The 16,313-nt window shown below is 40.2% G+C and carries 16 protein-coding genes; 8 read left to right on the top strand and 8 right to left on the bottom strand.

Annotated features, from left to right (window positions below; genetic code table 11):
* The first annotated feature begins 6 nt into the window (after nucleotides 1–6).
* The 7 genes from ABXZ32_RS05690 (at nucleotide 7) to ABXZ32_RS05660 (ending at nucleotide 6,905) form a co-directional block, all read left to right on the top strand.
* Entirely contained in the window at nucleotides 7–393 is a 387-nt protein-coding gene (locus tag ABXZ32_RS05690; RefSeq protein WP_354617703.1) for a YchJ family protein, read from the top strand.
* 92 nt (nucleotides 394–485) lie between these two features.
* Entirely contained in the window at nucleotides 486–1,460 is a 975-nt protein-coding gene (hemB, locus tag ABXZ32_RS05685; protein WP_354617702.1) for a porphobilinogen synthase, read from the top strand.
* Nucleotides 1,461–1,568: 108 nt separating this feature from the next.
* Nucleotides 1,569–2,078 carry a DinB family protein gene (locus ABXZ32_RS05680; protein WP_354617701.1) on the top strand — a complete coding sequence of 170 codons (510 nt, stop codon included), beginning with the start codon at nucleotides 1,569–1,571 and terminating at the stop codon, nucleotides 2,076–2,078.
* Nucleotides 2,079–2,446: 368 nt separating this feature from the next.
* The gene (locus tag ABXZ32_RS05675) at nucleotides 2,447–3,673 is read left to right on the top strand and encodes a hemolysin family protein (RefSeq protein WP_354617700.1); all 1,227 of its coding nucleotides are present in this window, start codon (nucleotides 2,447–2,449) and stop codon (nucleotides 3,671–3,673) included.
* Nucleotides 3,673–4,146 (top strand): methylated-DNA--[protein]-cysteine S-methyltransferase, encoded by a 474-nt coding sequence (locus tag ABXZ32_RS05670; protein WP_354617699.1) that lies wholly within the window; start codon nucleotides 3,673–3,675, stop codon nucleotides 4,144–4,146. The genes ABXZ32_RS05675 and ABXZ32_RS05670 overlap by 1 nt, the downstream gene beginning before the upstream one ends.
* Nucleotides 4,147–4,400: 254 nt before the next feature.
* Nucleotides 4,401–6,191: a DUF4153 domain-containing protein gene (locus ABXZ32_RS05665; RefSeq protein WP_354617698.1), complete on the top strand. Its 1,791-nt coding sequence runs from the start codon at nucleotides 4,401–4,403 to the stop codon at nucleotides 6,189–6,191.
* Complete coding sequence (locus ABXZ32_RS05660) at nucleotides 6,192–6,905, top strand: 3'-5' exonuclease (protein WP_354617697.1); 714 nt, start codon at nucleotides 6,192–6,194, stop codon at nucleotides 6,903–6,905.
* On the opposite strand, the gene ABXZ32_RS05655 is transcribed toward ABXZ32_RS05660, so the two are convergent.
* Together ABXZ32_RS05655 and ABXZ32_RS05650 are read right to left on the bottom strand one after the other, a co-directional pair.
* Nucleotides 6,902–9,112, bottom strand: coding sequence for a S8 family serine peptidase (locus ABXZ32_RS05655; RefSeq protein ID WP_354617696.1), 2,211 nt, complete (start codon nucleotides 9,110–9,112; stop codon nucleotides 6,902–6,904). The genes ABXZ32_RS05660 and ABXZ32_RS05655 overlap by 4 nt on opposite strands.
* Nucleotides 9,113–9,304: 192 nt before the next feature.
* On the bottom strand, nucleotides 9,305–10,279 hold the full coding sequence (locus ABXZ32_RS05650; RefSeq protein ID WP_354617695.1) for an endonuclease/exonuclease/phosphatase family protein: 975 nt from the start codon (nucleotides 10,277–10,279) through the stop codon (nucleotides 9,305–9,307).
* A gap of 76 nt (nucleotides 10,280–10,355) precedes the next feature.
* Here ABXZ32_RS05650 and hflX point away from each other — a divergent pair, with 76 nt between their 5' ends.
* Nucleotides 10,356–11,567, top strand: a complete 1,212-nt coding sequence (gene hflX, locus ABXZ32_RS05645; RefSeq protein ID WP_354617694.1) for a GTPase HflX — start codon at nucleotides 10,356–10,358, stop codon at nucleotides 11,565–11,567.
* Nucleotides 11,568–12,260: 693 nt separating this feature from the next.
* Here hflX and ABXZ32_RS05640 read toward each other — a convergent pair.
* The 6 genes from ABXZ32_RS05640 to ABXZ32_RS05615 form a co-directional block, all read right to left on the bottom strand.
* Entirely contained in the window at nucleotides 12,261–13,193 is a 933-nt protein-coding gene (locus tag ABXZ32_RS05640) for a DUF3078 domain-containing protein (RefSeq protein WP_354617693.1), read from the bottom strand.
* A 69-nt stretch (nucleotides 13,194–13,262) separates the two neighbouring features.
* Nucleotides 13,263–13,766 (bottom strand): DUF2480 family protein, encoded by a 504-nt coding sequence (locus ABXZ32_RS05635; protein WP_354617692.1) that lies wholly within the window; start codon nucleotides 13,764–13,766, stop codon nucleotides 13,263–13,265.
* A 27-nt stretch (nucleotides 13,767–13,793) separates the two neighbouring features.
* A complete protein-coding gene (locus ABXZ32_RS05630; protein WP_354617691.1) occupies nucleotides 13,794–14,123 on the bottom strand; it encodes an SUF system Fe-S cluster assembly protein in 330 nt (109 codons plus the stop codon).
* A 43-nt stretch (nucleotides 14,124–14,166) separates the two neighbouring features.
* Nucleotides 14,167–14,589 (bottom strand): SufE family protein, encoded by a 423-nt coding sequence (locus ABXZ32_RS05625; protein WP_354617690.1) that lies wholly within the window; start codon nucleotides 14,587–14,589, stop codon nucleotides 14,167–14,169.
* Between the two features lie 37 nt (nucleotides 14,590–14,626).
* Nucleotides 14,627–15,058, bottom strand: coding sequence for a hypothetical protein (locus ABXZ32_RS05620; RefSeq protein WP_354617689.1), 432 nt, complete (start codon nucleotides 15,056–15,058; stop codon nucleotides 14,627–14,629).
* Nucleotides 15,059–15,132: 74 nt separating this feature from the next.
* Nucleotides 15,133–16,194 (bottom strand): zinc metalloprotease, encoded by a 1,062-nt coding sequence (locus ABXZ32_RS05615; RefSeq protein ID WP_354617688.1) that lies wholly within the window; start codon nucleotides 16,192–16,194, stop codon nucleotides 15,133–15,135.
* Nucleotides 16,195–16,313: the final 119 nt, after the last annotated feature.

The following is a 16,313-nucleotide window of genomic DNA, read 5'->3' as shown; positions in this document are numbered from 1 at the left end:
CGATATATGTACTGTCCTTGTGGAAACGATAAAAAATATACCGATTGTTGTGAAATATCGCATCAGAACATTTCAGATGCAGTAACGGCAGAACAATTGATGCGATCCAGATATACGGCCTTTGTATTGGCCAATGGGGATTACCTGATGGATAGCCATCATTCCTCCACTCGCCCTTTAAAAGAAAAGAAGGCTATTGTGAACTGGGCAAAATCTGTGAACTGGATAAGGTTGGAGATCGTGGAGACCACTCAAGGTTCTCGAAAGGACAACTCAGGGACCGTAACCTTCAATGCCTATTTTTACAAAGATGGCAAAGTGGAGGTCCTACATGAAAAATCTGCCTTCGAACGGGAAAATGGCCATTGGATGTATGTTGGCCTGGCAGAATAAGTATAGAAAACATATTAATCGACATCAAAGTAAAGAACTAATATAAGCATTTAGCGTTCCCTTATCTTTGCTGTTCTAAAATAACATAAACTATGTACCCTCTAAGACGAAATAGAAGACTACGAACCAACGAATCCATTCGTACTTTGGTTCGTGAAACCATTATTACCCCTAGTGATTTTCTGGTTCCCCTTTTTGTAGTTGAAGGAAAAGGTGTAAAAGAAGAAATCCCCTCTATGCCCAATTACTTCAGGTTAAGTTTAGACAATCTGGAAAAAGAAGTACAACAGCTATGGAGTATGGGCTTGGGCGCGGTTTTGCTCTTTGTAAAAGTTCCAGACAATTTAAAGGACAATAAGGGCACTGAGGCCCTAAATCCAGATGGCTTGATGCAACGGGCCATAAAGACCATTAAAAACGCCTGCCCGGACATGCTAGTGATGACAGACGTAGCTTTGGATCCTTATTCCTCTTATGGTCACGACGGAATTGTAAAAGATGGACAGATCATCAATGATGAAACTGCTGAAGTCTTGGCAGAGATGAGTATATCCCATGCCTTTGCAGGGGCTGATTTTGTTGCCCCTAGTGATATGATGGATGGTAGAATCTTGACCATCCGTGAAGCCTTGGAAGAAGAAGGTCTTGTAAATACGGGCATCATGAGTTACAGTGCCAAATATGCCAGTGCTTTTTATGGCCCTTTTAGGGATGCTTTGGATTCTGCCCCAGGTTTTGGTGATAAGAAAACTTACCAGATGGATCCCGCCAACCGTTTTGAAGCCATTAAGGAAACTGAAATGGATATAGATGAAGGTGCAGATATTATAATGGTAAAACCAGGATTGTGTTATTTGGATATTGTACGTGAAATAAAAAATGCCGTTGATGTCCCGGTAGCCGTATACCAGGTTTCCGGAGAATATGCCATGGTAAAGGCAGCTGCTGAAAAAGGTTGGTTGGACCATGATGCCGTAATGATGGAGCAACTCTTGGCCATAAAAAGGGCGGGCGCCAACATCATCGCCAGTTATTTTGCCAAAGACGCGGTTAAACTAATGGGATAAGGCCAATAGCCTTCCCAAATTGCATATAAATGCCTTTACATTAATCATGTAAAGGCATTTTTTTTGAGTAAATTACAACCGAAAAATAAACAATACGCTACAGTCAAAATGAAAATTCTCAGTTTTATACTCTTCAGTCTTTTTATAATTCAAGCACACTCCCAAGACCAGACTATTCCCGCTTTTCTAGAAAAATGGGAGAACTCCAAAACCTATCTTTTAGAAGTTGCTCAAGCCATGCCCCTTGAACAATACGACTACAAACCTACCAGCAGGGAAATGACCTTTGTAGAACAGTTAAAACATATTCAACAGAACATGGAATGGCTTGGGAGCACCTACTTCAATTTTAAAAAATCAGATGGTTCAACGGATGAGAAGAATAATTTAAAAACGCAGACCATTTTAGAACTCACCAATTGTTTTGACCTCATTGGTGAAGCCATAAAAAACTCATCACCAGAAGACCTAAAAACAAAGGTGGACTTCTTCGCCGGCGAAAAAACAAAGTTTCAAATGTTGAACTTATTGCAGGATCATGTGACCCATCATAGAGGTCAACTGATCGTTTACCTCAACCTCAACAACATTGAACCCCCAAAATATACTGGGTGGTAAACGTCTCCCCGCCACCCTTTGAAATAATCACTAATAATTTATTATTTCTTTATAGATACTCTTTAAATAAATTGTAATCTATTATATTATAATTACTTGAACCTATTTACCTTTTCTTTTACTTTACTAACTATTTCACATTTGGCATCACGAATATTTCATGATACCATTTGGCATAATAGACCAAAGGGTTTCGTTTTCAGTGTTAAAAGCAATAGTTTTGGAGCTTATTTCTAGGGATCAAACAAGCCTACTTCAAGAGAACATCTCATATGGCCAACATTGAATATTACGAAAGGATTACAATCTATTTGTTTAGGGTTATTGTCTTTTTCAGATTATGCTTACCTTAGAATTTTAAAAACTATATGGGCCTACTCATTTTATTTGCCATCATCTCCATTCTTGTATCATTTATATGTTCCATCTTGGAGGCGGTACTTCTCAGTATTACTCCAACCTTTGTCAATGTGAAAAAGAAGGAGGGGAAACATTTCGCCATAATCCTGGAGGATCTTAAGAAGGATGTTGACCAACCCTTAATTGCCATTTTGACCCTTAACACGATTGCACACACGGTTGGAGCCATCTTAGTGGGGGTTCAGGCAAAAGTTGCCTATGTGGAACTCTATGGCAGCAGTGAGAAAAGTCTATTCGGAATCCCTTTCACAGAAGAAGCAATGGTTGGAATCGTTTCCACCATCATGACCATCTTAATTTTGGTGGCTTCTGAGATCATTCCAAAAACTATTGGCGCCACCTATTGGAAAAAATTGGCGAATTTCAGTGCAAAAACATTAAAGATAATGGTCTTGGGCCTCAAATGGACGGGGTTGTTATGGGTCTTGCAGCTATTCACCAAACTCATTGGCGGTAAAGGGCATCATGGAAGCATTCTTAGCAGGGAAGATTTTACTGCAATGGCCGATATTGCGCATGAGGAAGGTGTCTTTGAAAAGTCAGAATCAACCGTGATCAAAAACCTTTTGAAATTTGACCAGATTGTGGCCAAAGACGTTATGACCCCAAGATCTGTTATGAAAACCGCCTCTGAAAAGATAAGTATCAAAGATTTTCGTGAGGCCAACCAAAAGCTCAGGTTCTCTAGAATCCCAGTATATAATGAACGCCAAGATAACATTTCGGGTTTTGTCCTCAAAGATGAGGTCTTGGAAGCTATTATCAATGAAGAGGGGGACACCCCCTTATCGGATATAAAAAGGGATATTCTGGTTGTGGAGCGCAACAAGCCCATTCCTGAACTATTTGAGCAATTTATATCCAAGAGGGCACATATTGCCCTCGTGGTAGATGAATACGGCTCCGTAAGCGGGTTGGTCACCATGGAAGACGTCATAGAGACCTTGTTGGGACTTGAAATCATGGATGAAAGTGATGATACGGAGAATTTGCAACATCTGGCACGTAAAAATTGGCAAAAAAGGGCCAAAAGATCGGGTATCATAGATGATACTAAGCCAGATAACTCCAAAACCAGTAACGACAAATCCGTTAACCCAGAGGATGACAACAGTAATGCCAATGAGGCAAAGGAAGAAAATCCGAATAAAGACCTTACCAAAGAAGACAAGTAATGGAAACAGCTTTCATCAAGACGCCATTAGGGATTGCTAAACTGGAAGGTGATGAATTCGGATTATCCAATGTAACCATTCTGGATTCCGAAGAGAAATTAACGGATGTTATTCCCGAAGAATTGGAGGATGCCGTATACCAACTCAATGAATACTTTGAGGGCAAGCGTTCGCAGTTTAGCCTAACATTAAATCCGGAAGGAACAGATTTCCAAAAAAAGGTATGGGAGGCCCTGGAACAAATTCCTTATGGAAAAACGGTTTCCTATTTGGACCTCTCCAAAACCTTGGGCGACCCTAAAGCCATAAGGGCAGTTGCTGCCGCGAATGGTAAAAATCCACTTTGGGTGATAGTACCATGCCATAGGGTTATTGGGAGTGATGGGTCCTTGACCGGCTATGCGGGGGGATTGCACCGTAAAAAATGGCTTTTGGAACACGAAAGTCCAGCTAAACAACAATCCCTTTTTTAAAAAAAAACTGACCACTCAGTTGGTTATTGCTTCCATTTTTATCCCACTGTTCCCAAAAAATGCAGTTCATCGGATATTCCCTATTTTTCAATCCTACTCCTGATTCATTCACCACTATACTTTAAACACAAAACCAACCTACTGGTCGGTTTGCCTTAAATCTACTCTACCTCCTTTTTTCAAAACAGACGGTTAAGGCCTTGTGTTAAAATCGTATGCAAAATTACGTATCTTTAATAGAGAAACACCAACCTATGAACCTACCATCAATAAAGGAAATCATTTCCAAAGCCAGGGATGCTTTCCAGAGATTTCCGCTGACCCTAAGCTGGGTAGTACTCGGTACCTTATTTGGGATTTATATTATAGAATACCAGCCCACTACCCTTTTTGAAGAGCACGGCGGCAAGGTATTGACCCTCATCCTAGGGGTTAGCTGGCTTACAGGCACACAATTTTTGATAGAGCAAACCGCAAATCCAAAAAAATGGTGGTGGCTTAAGATTATGGTCCTCCTGCTTTTGCTTCTCTTTTATATCCAATTACCAGATTTTATTGAATTCGACATAAATCCTAAGTTCTTTACGCGTTTTTTCCTGTATCTCTTAGCGGGACATTTATTTGTCTTGTTCGCACCATTTGCATTTACATGGAACAGTCCGGCATATTGGAATTATTTAAAAAATATAGCCACCTCAATTGTCAGAAGTCTATTCTTTTCGGGAATTCTTTACCTTGGCCTGGTATTGGCCATGACGGCTGTAAAATTTTTGTTCGACTATGACCTAGATGCCAAGCGTTACGGTCAGCTTTTTATCGTTTGCCTCGGCATTGTAAACAGCTGGATCTTTATGGCCAACTTTCCAAGGGATATTATGGGACAGACAAAGGTGAAATATGAAAAGGCCCTTGAGGTTCTGGTTTCCTATATCCTTATTCCTTTGGCTTTGCTCTATATTTTGATTCTTTACGCCTATAGTTTTAAAATTATTGTTGCTTGGGAACTGCCTAAAGGGTGGGTCTCCTATTTAGTAACCGCATTGGCCTTTTTGGGCTTTCTGATCCAAGTTTTGATCAACCCGGTACAGAAAACCTTAAAATCTTGGTCCATCAATTACTTCTACCCCCTGTTTTACATTTTATTGAGCCCCTTGTTGATTTTACTGTTTATAGCAATCATCAGACGTATCGCTGATTACGGTATAACAGAAAACAGATATTTTGTATTTGCACTAGCACTTTGGATTACAGGGAATACCCTGTACTTATTACTCAGTAAAAAGAAGTCGCTCCGCATTCTGCCCATCTCCCTATTTTTGATCGCGTTGTTTGTCTCCTTTGGCTTTTGGGGTGCCTTTACAGTATCCAAGCACAGTCAGGCAAAACAATTTGAAAAAGTCTATTCCCATATTAAAAAAAATAAGGGGATGGCTTCTGGTTCAGATATCGAGCAGCTGCGATCCATTTTAATCTACCTCAACGAAAGGGATGCCATCCCTCTCTTAAACGAGGTAACGGGCATCTCCATAGATAACGCCTTTAAGGATAGTACAGAGACTTATACCAGATATAGTTACCTACCCACAGAACGCATATTGGACTCCTTGGGGATTTATTTGGACCCTGATGCCGAGGATATAATGGACCATCGAAACAATTACTTTAGCTATTACGATCCGAATGAAAAGGTACATTCCTATGACATTTCGGATTATGATCATTTTGCTGCCTTGAACTTTAACGACTATGAGAGAGGAAACTTAACGATAGGTCCGTTTAAGGTGCTTTTTAGCAACACTAAGACAGAATTGGTCATAGAGCAAGAAGATCAAAAAGAAGTGCTGACCATCCCCATGAAAGAGGGGTTTAAAAGACTGACCTCCTATATTGATTTTAATTCGATAAGGGACAAGGATTTGGTTTTTGTAGCAAAAAATGATAGTATTGAAGCTGAACTTATTTTTACGGAATTGGGATTTTTTATGGAAAAAGATTCTGTTCAAATAAACAACGCCAAGGCCTTTCTTTTTTTAAAAAAATACTAGATGTTGCATAAAATAAACCTGGAACACATCTTGTTCCTCGATATTGAAACGGTGCCTGAACACGAAACTTTCTCACAACTTGATGGAGGAAAGCAGGAACTCTGGGAACTGAAATCAAAATACCAGCGCAAAGAAGATTTTACTGCCGAAGAATTTTATGAAAGAGCGGGCATCTGGGCCGAGTTTGGCAAGATCGTATGTATTTCTGTGGGATACTTCACCCATAAGGGAGAAGCCAGAACCCTAAGGGTCACCAGTTTTCACGGGGAGGAAAAAAGCCTCTTAAAGGAATTCAAAAATCTCTTGGATTCTTATTTCAACCATCCCAAATATTTACTCTGTGGCCATAATGGGAAGGAATTTGATTTTCCCTATATCGCCAGAAGAATGATCATTAATGGTATTGATTTGCCCGCAAAACTGGATCTGTTCGGGAAAAAGCCCTGGGAAATTCCACATTTAGATACTATGGAGTTGTGGAAATTTGGCGATTACAAGCATTTTACCTCTCTAAAACTAATGGCAAATGTCCTAGGCATTCCTTCACCAAAAGAAGACATAGATGGGAGCATGGTAAAGGACGTGTACTATAAGGAGAATGATATAGATAGAATAATTAAATATTGTGAACTGGATGTGATCACAACGGTACAGGTATTTCTGCGATTAAGAAATGAGGATCTTTTGGACGAATATGATATTGTCCGCGTTTAGCTTTTGTAGAATTTGGTTGACTTTACGCCTTCCAAATCTTGAACCGTAAGGATATAAAGTCCGGCAGCAAGATTCGCCACATCTATTTTCCTCTGACTGGCCTCTCCGGTCTTCACTGTTAAGCCCATTGTGTTGACGATAGAGAATCGTGCATTTTGGGAAACCGCACTGTCTATGCTAATTTGCTCCACAGCAGGATTTGGATAGATGGCCAATTTCAGTGGCTCAGAAATGGAAAGCTCTTCCATTACAATTTCTTCTTCCATTTGAGTCGATGCCCCGTCAAAAGTAAACTCCAATTCAGAAGTAAACTCAGACATCACATTCGCGCTACAAAAAGTTCTCAATCTAACTTCATAAGTCTTTCCTTTCACCAACCCTTTTAAGGCATTGGTAGTCTCGTACTGATAATCAACATTCCAATCGGCCTTACCAATTTCTCTGTACTGTATTTCAAAAAGGGCATCAACCTGTGCATTCCAAGTTACATTTACAGCCTCTTCGGTTGCTTCATCAAGAGAAACCCCAGTTGGCACGTTGATCTTACAATCATTGGTTTTGATACCGGAAACAAGAATGGAAAAATTTTGAGACTGATCTTTTAGACTTCCCTTGTTGGTTACGATAATGGTATACTCTCCAGAGGCGTTGTCTATTTCCACTCTCTCGAAAGGATCAACATAATTGTCACCTTTGGTAGCAGCAGCAGTAGCATTCGCAGCACTTAGTTTCCAAGGCAAAAATTCCTTGCCATCTTTTAGGATCCTAATATCCAAATCGTTTACCAAGGCAGGAGTTACATCGTTTAATATTCCTCTGTTTACATATTCCGCAGCAGGATCGGTCCATGAGATAGAAGCTTTAAGAGGATTGTTACCATCGGCTGTAACTGTAATAGAAAAGGTCTCCCCATCATTTAATGTTTCTTCAGAAATGATAGAGGCATAGTCCTTATTGGTAATCAACTCAGCTGCTTTTGCGGTATTCATAACACCCCATCCCATTTTAAAATCAGGTCCCGGAGCATCAACATCGTCAGCAGTATGCAAAACAATCCCTTTTAAGGTGGCCGCCTTCATAAAGGTAGCGTTTAAACGCTCATAATATTCTTGTAACAATAACATGGAACCAGTGATTCCCGGGGTAGCCATAGAGGTACCTGAAGATGTATCATAACTTGAAGCACTTGAAGAATTGGCAGCATAGATATTATTTCCACCCCCAGCGATATCCGGCTTAATACGACTATCGTCCATAGGACCAAAATTGCTGTAATTGGCTACCGTGGCCGATGCCAAGGAACCGTCAGTATTAATTCTGGTATCTGCAGCAGCAACCGTTACTCCATTTTTTGAGGCAGCAAAACCTAACATCAAATCGAAACCATCAGATGACTTCCCATATATTGGTTGTGAATTGTCACCCATTCTCTGGGCATTACCTGCAGCACTTACCATTAAGTAATAAGGTGCATTGAACATTATTTTATCCCAATCTTGGGATACCTTAATATAAGAACCAAAATACCACTCTGGCACCCTATCACTTTTAATCCCATAAGAATGGTTAGATAACAAAAGACCATTAGCAGCCGCTTCGGCTACTTCAATTTTATCCCTAGACCAGTCATGTGTGGTGGCATTGGCCTTATATGCAACACCTTTGGCCTTTTCTTTAACACCAGAAGCAATAAGGGTTCCCATTACCATGGTAGCATGGGCACTGATCGTATTACCCGCATCACCGATATTGGCTCTTGTATCGAACTCTTGGTGGGAAGCTAATGCAACACCACCATCCCATACACCAACCTGCATTCCTTCTCCGGAAAGATCAAGGTGCAAACTACCGTTACTATATAAGGCACTTGCTCTTGAAACCTGACTTACATTATCGCTAAAAGTACTATAGTAAATTGGGGAGCCATCTGGACCTACATCTTGTAGTTCCACAAAATTTCCATTTTCCAAGGTTTCAGAAAGTTTCCATCCATTGGCCTTAGCCATGGACAACATTTTTGACCTTGAAGTTGTAAAATCCTTTTTAAGCTCGGAAGTGAAAGACTGAATTTTGGAACCGATATATTCCTCTTGGATTTGCAACGCCTGTTGCCTGTTCTGACCAAAAGTCAGAAAGGAAGCAAGTAGCGTAAGCGTTAGAACAATACGCTTACAAGTTGGGAGACTTGTAGGAATATTAGTATCCATAAAAGTAGGTTCATTAAGATTGGGATGATAAATGTAGGACAATACATCATATTATCGATAAAAAACATCTTTTTTTCGATGAAATGCACTATTGTTTTCGTATTTACGACTTTTTGTAGTCTAAAATGTCTTTTTGTAGTCCCTAAAAGGTGCAGGAAAGGATTGGATATTACCTATATAAAATATGGCTGCTTATGTGTTGAATTTAAATTGGATGTATACCGGGAAATGGTCACTGTACCCTCCTTTGTATTTGTTCCCCACAAAGGTGCGCAATGGACTGCCCTTGTATTTGCCCTTTCCTTCCTTTAAAAAATGCTCATCAAAAATATTGGCATGGGCGAAACTATGGGTTCCTTTTTCGTAATTAAAAAAATTATGGGAAACTATGATCTGATCAAACAGGTTCCACCTGCGTTTGTACTGGGCGCTTCCCCGGAAAGGCGTAAGCATTTTCTCCATGGGATTGTACAGTTGTTTGGAAGTGACCAACTTTTTTATACTCTCGGAACTGGGATCATCATTAAAATCTCCCATGACGATATAGTTTGGATCCACGTGGGTTTTCTCCAATTCCGTCATATAGTCCTTAATAGTATCGGCTGCTTGGATTCTTTTATAGGCTGTTGCCACATCCCCGTCTCTTCGGGAAGGCCAATGGTTAATGAAAAGATGTACCTCTTCGCCATTTAAACTTCCATGCACATATAAAATATCCCTGGTCCTATCCACTACGCCCTCCAGGCTATGCACATTTAGAGGTATTGGCTCGGCTTGGATCACCTTAAAATAATTCTTTCTATAAAGTAAGGCCGTATCTATGCCCCTCTCATCAGGGGAATTGAAATGAACAAAACCATAACCGGATTTTGACAAACTTTCTGTAGATAACAGGTCGTTGAGCACATGTTCATTCTCTACCTCCGATAACCCAATCAATACTGGGGGGTGTTGGTTGAACTTTTCACCTATCCTGGATATAGCCCGTCCTAGGTTTACAATCTTCTTCCCGTACCTTTTTGGCGTCCAACTTTTTATTCCGTTTGGGGTGAAATCCTCGTCCAAAATATGGTCATTCCTTCTTATATCGAACAAGTTTTCCAAATTATAAAAGGCAACCGTGTACAGATTTTCACTTGTTTTTGTTCTGGAAGATGTAAAAAGCATTCATTTTTATGTTCTGGGTTAAAAATACGAAAATCGCTTGGCAACTATTCATTAGATTTGTACTTTATATAATCCTATGATAGAGAAGAAAGAAATTGTATATGAAAAAGTAGTTCTTATTGGAGTGATCCATAGGGAACAGGACGAAATAAAAGTAAAGGAATATTTAGATGAACTGGAATTTCTTACCTACACCGCAGGTGGGGAAGTGTCCAAGCGGTTTGTACAACGTATAGACGTACCAAATCCAAAAACATATATAGGAAGTGGTAAGCTATTGGAAGTAGAGGCCTACGTTGCAGAAAATGACATAGGTACCGTTGTCTTCGATGATGAACTTTCACCAGGCCAACAACGAAATATTGAAAGGGAACTCCGCTGTAAGATCTTGGATCGGACCTCTCTAATATTGGATATTTTCGCACAACGCGCCCAGACCAGTTACGCCCGTACCCAGGTAGAACTTGCCCAATACGAATATCTATTGCCTAGACTGACAGGACTTTGGACTCACTTGGAGCGCCAAAAAGGGGGTATTGGAATGAGAGGTCCAGGGGAAACAGAGATTGAAACGGATAGACGTATTGTACGGGACCGTATTGCCCTTCTAAAAAAGAAACTGCTGAAAATTGACCGGCAGATGGAAACCCAAAGAGGTAACAGAGGAGCACTTGTAAGGGTGGCCTTGGTTGGATATACCAACGTGGGGAAATCTACCCTGATGAATGTGATCAGTAAAAGTGAGGTGTTTGCAGAGGACAAACTTTTTGCCACCTTGGACACTACCGTTCGGAAGGTGGTCATTGGCAACTTGCCTTTTCTATTAACAGATACCGTTGGATTCATACGCAAGCTGCCTACCCAATTGGTAGAAAGTTTCAAGAGCACCCTGGACGAGGTCAGGGAGGCAGATCTCCTACTTCATGTGGTAGATATCTCCCACCCTACCTTTGAAGAACATATAGAATCTGTGAACAAGATTTTGGATGAAATAGACAGTGCGGACAAAAGAACCATTATGGTCTTTAACAAAATAGATCAGTACCATCACGAAACCATCGATGACGATGATTTAATGACCGAAAGAACCCAGAAACACTTCACCTTGGAAGAATGGGAAAAGACCTGGATGCAAAAGGTTGGGGACAAGGCCATATTCATCTCCGCCCTGAACAAGGAAAATCTGGACGAATTTAGAAAAAGGGTTTACGATGAGGTAAGGGATATTCATGTTACCCGTTTTCCTTATAACAACTTTTTGTATCCAGAGCAATTGGACGAGTACTAAAATGACGGAAAATACCATTGGACAAAAGTGCTGTTCGTCGAAAAAAAACAACAGTTTATTGTTACACCACATTTTATAATAGGTTCACATCAAAAATTTAGGCAGAAGGAACTTAAGACATATCTTTACGATGTATTAAAAATTAAGTGATAGTGTTTATCCCCAAATAAAACCATCGCTTTAGCAATAAAGTGTTATGATTCCCAAATCTGCACTTGAACTTTTAAAGAATTATGCCGGTAGTTTATCGGAGCCAAACTAAATTTTTCAAACCTACTTGACTATCAAAAAAGCCCTTTACAGAGGGCTTTTTTTTGGTTCATATTCAATACGAATTAAAGCAGACATTGGCTATTTTCTTCCTGAAATAGTCCTACACTCCAATTCTTACATTTACGCACTGATCCCAACCCATTTTAAGTTAAAGCGGACCGTTCATCGGAGAAAATAAACCGTTTATTATTTCACAACAGAATAGACTCCCTTCACAACATAAATTAAGTGAATACTGTGCTTTCACCATATCTTTACATTGTAATTAAGAGATAGATACCCCAAATAAAACTATACTTAATCATAAAGTGCACGATTCCCAAAATCTGTACTTAACCAAAGACAAACCCCAAGTTTGCGAACCCTACGAAACTAAAAAAGCCCTCTATTAAGAGGGCTTTTTTTATATGTATAAATGGTTTAGAAGGAATAATTCAATCCTAATATCCAATAGGTCTGCAGCTTATTATCTACCGTGTCAAAGGTAGGTGTAGGATCTGGCAGGGTCTGGTTATTAAGGGCGTAGTTTAAGGCCTCTTGCTTGTTCTTACGCAAACCAAAATCGAACCCTACCCCAATCATTTTCCACAAGGTATAACCAAAGGAATTGGTCCACGTCCAATTGGAGAAATCAGCACTCTTATAACTTTGGAAAGCGGATAGGTTGGTTTTAAAGCTGATATCTCCCAGCTGTCTGGTATAATCCGCTACGATCTTGGCACCCAAGGAAGATTCAAAAACATTGTCGCCCTTACTGAATACGAAGTTGTAGTTTAAAGGATGTACCACCACTACAAGATCATCAATTGGGGTCCATGTGGCACCCACACCAAGATCCAAATACCCAGGATCGTTAAAGTTGCTCAAGATCGTGGTCCTGTATTCCCCTAAGGTAGAGATAGCAAACTTCTTGTTCAATCTGTGACCATATAGGGATGTGATGTTAAAGACATCATTGGCCTGTCTAAATGTATCATCATCCGTTGGGTCGTCCGTATCATCAATCTTAACCCAGCTCAGATTAATATTGGCAGCATTTCTCCAAAAGAATTTATCCTGCTTTAAATTGGCATAGGAATTAACGGTAAAACCAATGTTCCCCGCTGAAGAATTAGGGATACCCTTTGAATACCAGTTGTTGAATTCTGAAATGGTTGCTCCAATCGTTCCAAAGGCTCCTATCTTCCAACCTGGCATGGCATCAATCTTACTCTGGATGGACTTTATTCTGGACTGGATGGCAGCTACTGAATCCTTTTTCGGTTTCATTTCTGCTTTAAGTTCTTCCACGGTTTGGGCATAGGTCCCCATTGTCCCGGCAACAAGCACAAGGACCATAAGTATCTTTTTCATTCTTTTCAGTGTTTATCGTTAAGACAACAAAGGTAAGAAATGATAATTATAACAAACTTGATGTGTATTCTACCTCCTCTTATAAAGGGGCACCGAGGAGCAGGCTTCCCCGTACATTACGCTTTTTGCTACTGTCTGCATTTTTGAAGTGATCCACAAATAAGCGTTGGGAGGAACAGGCTTGTTACTGCAACCCTTAATTATGACCGGCTTATCTTTATACTCGGACAGATCCAATTTTTCTATGATGGATTGATAGAGAGAAGTCTCCAATTGCTCTAGGTTACCAATCAACATTTTTTTGGCGTGTGGCTGCAATTCGGTAGCAATCAACATATAGGCCCACCCAGGTATAATGGCATCCGTGGAACAGGTAAGGGCCACATAAGCATCCTTATACTGCTCCCAGTTATGACTACTGATGGCCGCCCTAAATTCCTTTTCCCTTAAAATAAAGCCCTCAAACAACCAGTCCTTTATATCCAAGAGAATACGCTCCCCTTTGGGGTAGTGATCTTCCAGGTTAAAGGTGACCAAGGCACTTTGTGCCACTCGGTTTACTATTTCAGACATTTGGTAAGCTTTTAATAAAGTTTCTTTCTACAACATTCCCAATTCCAACTTGGCTTCCTCGCTCATAAGGTCTTGTGTCCAAGGCGGATCGAAAGTAATTTCTACTTCTACATCTTTAATAACATCTATTGATTTTACTTTCTCTTCGACTTCCATAGGCAATGATTCGGCCACGGGGCAGTTCGGAGAAGTTAAGGTCATTAAAATTTTAACCTCATTGTCCTCATTGACAAAGACATCATAGATCAATCCCAATTCGTAGATATCCACAGGAATTTCCGGATCATATATGGTCTTTATTACTCTGACTATTTTTTCACCCAATTCTTGGGTATCTACAGTTGTTTCTTCGCTCATTTTTATTTCCTTTTAGGGGTTACCCGATGATTTCCGGACCCTTTTAACTTAATTGTGTTTGGTAAGCTATTGCATACATTTTCAATTGTTTGATCATACTGACCAAACCGTTGGCCCTAGTGGGCGATAAGTGCTCTTTAAGGCCGATCTCATCAATAAATTGGGTGTCTGCCTCCATGATATCCTTTGGCTTTTGATTGCTAAAGACACGGATTAAAATGGCGATGATACCTTTGGTGATGATGGCATCGCTATCTGCTGTAAAAACTAGTTTGTCATCCTGCAATTCTGCATGTACCCAAACTTTGCTCTGGCAGCCTTTGATGATATTGTCATCGGTCTTGTATTGCTCCTCTATCATAGGTAAGGATTTCCCCAGCTCTATCATATATTCATAACGCTGCATCCAATCCTCGAACATGGAAAACTCATCTACAATCTCTTCCTGTATCTCTTTTATAGACATAACTAAATTTTGCCCAAAGGTACAATAACTCTTCTACCTATTCAATACTTTCAGACAAGGTTAACATGTACTCCATCAACCGCTTTAAGGGCTCAGGAGGATTACCATGATCAAAGGAACAAGAATACAGATGGTTTTGGGTTTCAATTTCCAGATTGGCTATTGCTGCGGCGTCCACTTCACTCTTTTTGGATGGGGATGCCATCTTATCCAACTTGCGGACATCAAATTCGGAGATAAGGGTAACTAAATGCTGCCATTTTTCGTCACTCAATTGCTTGCTTGAAGAGCTATCGCTGTCCCTGCTTCGTTCCACGATGATATTTTCCTCATTGATCTCAATATTCAGATAAAATCCCCGGGTGCTGGCGGTATAATTGATAGATTTTAATTGGGAGATATCTGCCGTCCTTTGGGCACATCCCATCGTTGGAAGAACCAATATCAGTAATAATATATATACTTTCATGCTTTTCAAATTAACACCTAATATTACAAAAAAAGGCGCCACATTGGGCGCCTTTTTAATTAAAGGTTGGTTGACTAATTAACAAGACCTTCCCTTGCTCCTCCAGGTACAAACAAAGCTCTCATTCTATCGTTTTGACCATTGGAGAACATATACATACAATCATCTTGTACGTAATCCATATAGTTCATGGTCATATCATTTGATTGACAATTTACGGTTGGGTAAGATGGACAGTTGTAGTTTGGTGCATCAGAAGTAGGCGTATCGGCTACAAAATCATCTTGTCTACATCTACCGTCTCCCCAGATGTGGCGAAGGTTCAACCAGTGACCCACTTCGTGAGTGGCCGTTCTCCCCTTACCATAAATTCCTCCGGCAGCAGTTTCACCAAAGAAATCTGTACCTATCACTACTCCGTCAGTAGTGGCAGATCCGCCAGGAAATTGGGCATAACCTAAGATTCCGCCGCCTATTTCACATACCCAAATGTTTAAAAAGTTGGATGTGTCCGTAGCATCGATCCCTCCTTGTGAAGAAAGCTTCATGGCATCATTGGTACCCCAAGAAGTTCTGGTATCCACTTTACGTACCACATTGGCCAAAGTAAAGGTGATATCAGTATCAGCCACCAAACCTGCAAATTCACTTGGCACATTACTTGTTCTAGGGTTGTTGTTGTTAAAATCTTGGTTAAGAATTGCTATTTGGGAATCGATCTGGGCCTGGGTAACATTCCCATCAACTGTCTCAATAATATTTACCACTACCGGGATAGAAACAGGTCCGGTATATATTGGGGGAGGAGTTCCACCGCCACCACCACCGCCTGGCTTACCCTTACCGTTACCATTTTTCATGGCAATGGCTTTTCTGGTCTGGTATTCTATGTCATACATTTTCTTTTGGAGACCTGGATTTTTTTGAAGGCGATACTCCAAGTTTTTCATGGAGTGGCATTTGTCTGCGGCATTGGCAGATTTCCCGGCGATATCATCATCTGCTACCAATAAGGTAAAATCGCTCATATCAACCTGCACTTCTTGAGTAATGTCAAGATTGGCATCATTTTGGTCCTGCTCACAGGAGACTAGAACCATTGCGAGGGCCGCAAAACTTAAAAATACTTTTTTCATAATTTGAGTTGGTTTTTTCAGTTATCGATGCCTAATATATAATTATTTAACATATCATTCACATATTGTTAAATATTTTTCACAAAATGCCACGGATTAAATGATGCATTTCATCGATA

It is taken from the genome of Sediminicola luteus (assembly GCF_040566555.1).
In the GTDB taxonomy this organism is placed as follows: Bacteria; Bacteroidota; Bacteroidia; order Flavobacteriales; family Flavobacteriaceae; genus Sediminicola.
This window is presented reverse-complemented; position numbering and strand designations above follow the sequence as displayed.

Bases quoted from the DNA above. Each gene is read 5' to 3' on its own strand.
- ABXZ32_RS05690 (WP_354617703.1), top strand. From the start codon at position 7: ATGTACTGTCCTTGTGGAAACGATAAAAAATATACCGATTGTTGTGAA.
- hemB (WP_354617702.1), top strand. From the start codon at position 486: ATGTACCCTCTAAGACGAAATAGAAGACTACGAACCAACGAATCCATT.
- ABXZ32_RS05680 (WP_354617701.1), top strand. From the start codon at position 1,569: ATGAAAATTCTCAGTTTTATACTCTTCAGTCTTTTTATAATTCAAGCA.
- ABXZ32_RS05675 (WP_354617700.1), top strand. From the start codon at position 2,447: ATGGGCCTACTCATTTTATTTGCCATCATCTCCATTCTTGTATCATTT.
- ABXZ32_RS05670 (WP_354617699.1), top strand. From the start codon at position 3,673: ATGGAAACAGCTTTCATCAAGACGCCATTAGGGATTGCTAAACTGGAA.
- ABXZ32_RS05665 (WP_354617698.1), top strand. From the start codon at position 4,401: ATGAACCTACCATCAATAAAGGAAATCATTTCCAAAGCCAGGGATGCT.
- ABXZ32_RS05660 (WP_354617697.1), top strand. From the start codon at position 6,192: ATGTTGCATAAAATAAACCTGGAACACATCTTGTTCCTCGATATTGAA.
- ABXZ32_RS05655 (WP_354617696.1), bottom strand. From the start codon at position 9,112: ATGGATACTAATATTCCTACAAGTCTCCCAACTTGTAAGCGTATTGTT.
- ABXZ32_RS05650 (WP_354617695.1), bottom strand. From the start codon at position 10,279: ATGCTTTTTACATCTTCCAGAACAAAAACAAGTGAAAATCTGTACACG.
- hflX (WP_354617694.1), top strand. From the start codon at position 10,356: ATGATAGAGAAGAAAGAAATTGTATATGAAAAAGTAGTTCTTATTGGA.
- ABXZ32_RS05640 (WP_354617693.1), bottom strand. From the start codon at position 13,193: ATGAAAAAGATACTTATGGTCCTTGTGCTTGTTGCCGGGACAATGGGG.
- ABXZ32_RS05635 (WP_354617692.1), bottom strand. From the start codon at position 13,766: ATGTCTGAAATAGTAAACCGAGTGGCACAAAGTGCCTTGGTCACCTTT.
- ABXZ32_RS05630 (WP_354617691.1), bottom strand. From the start codon at position 14,123: ATGAGCGAAGAAACAACTGTAGATACCCAAGAATTGGGTGAAAAAATA.
- ABXZ32_RS05625 (WP_354617690.1), bottom strand. From the start codon at position 14,589: ATGTCTATAAAAGAGATACAGGAAGAGATTGTAGATGAGTTTTCCATG.
- ABXZ32_RS05620 (WP_354617689.1), bottom strand. From the start codon at position 15,058: ATGAAAGTATATATATTATTACTGATATTGGTTCTTCCAACGATGGGA.
- ABXZ32_RS05615 (WP_354617688.1), bottom strand. From the start codon at position 16,194: ATGAAAAAAGTATTTTTAAGTTTTGCGGCCCTCGCAATGGTTCTAGTC.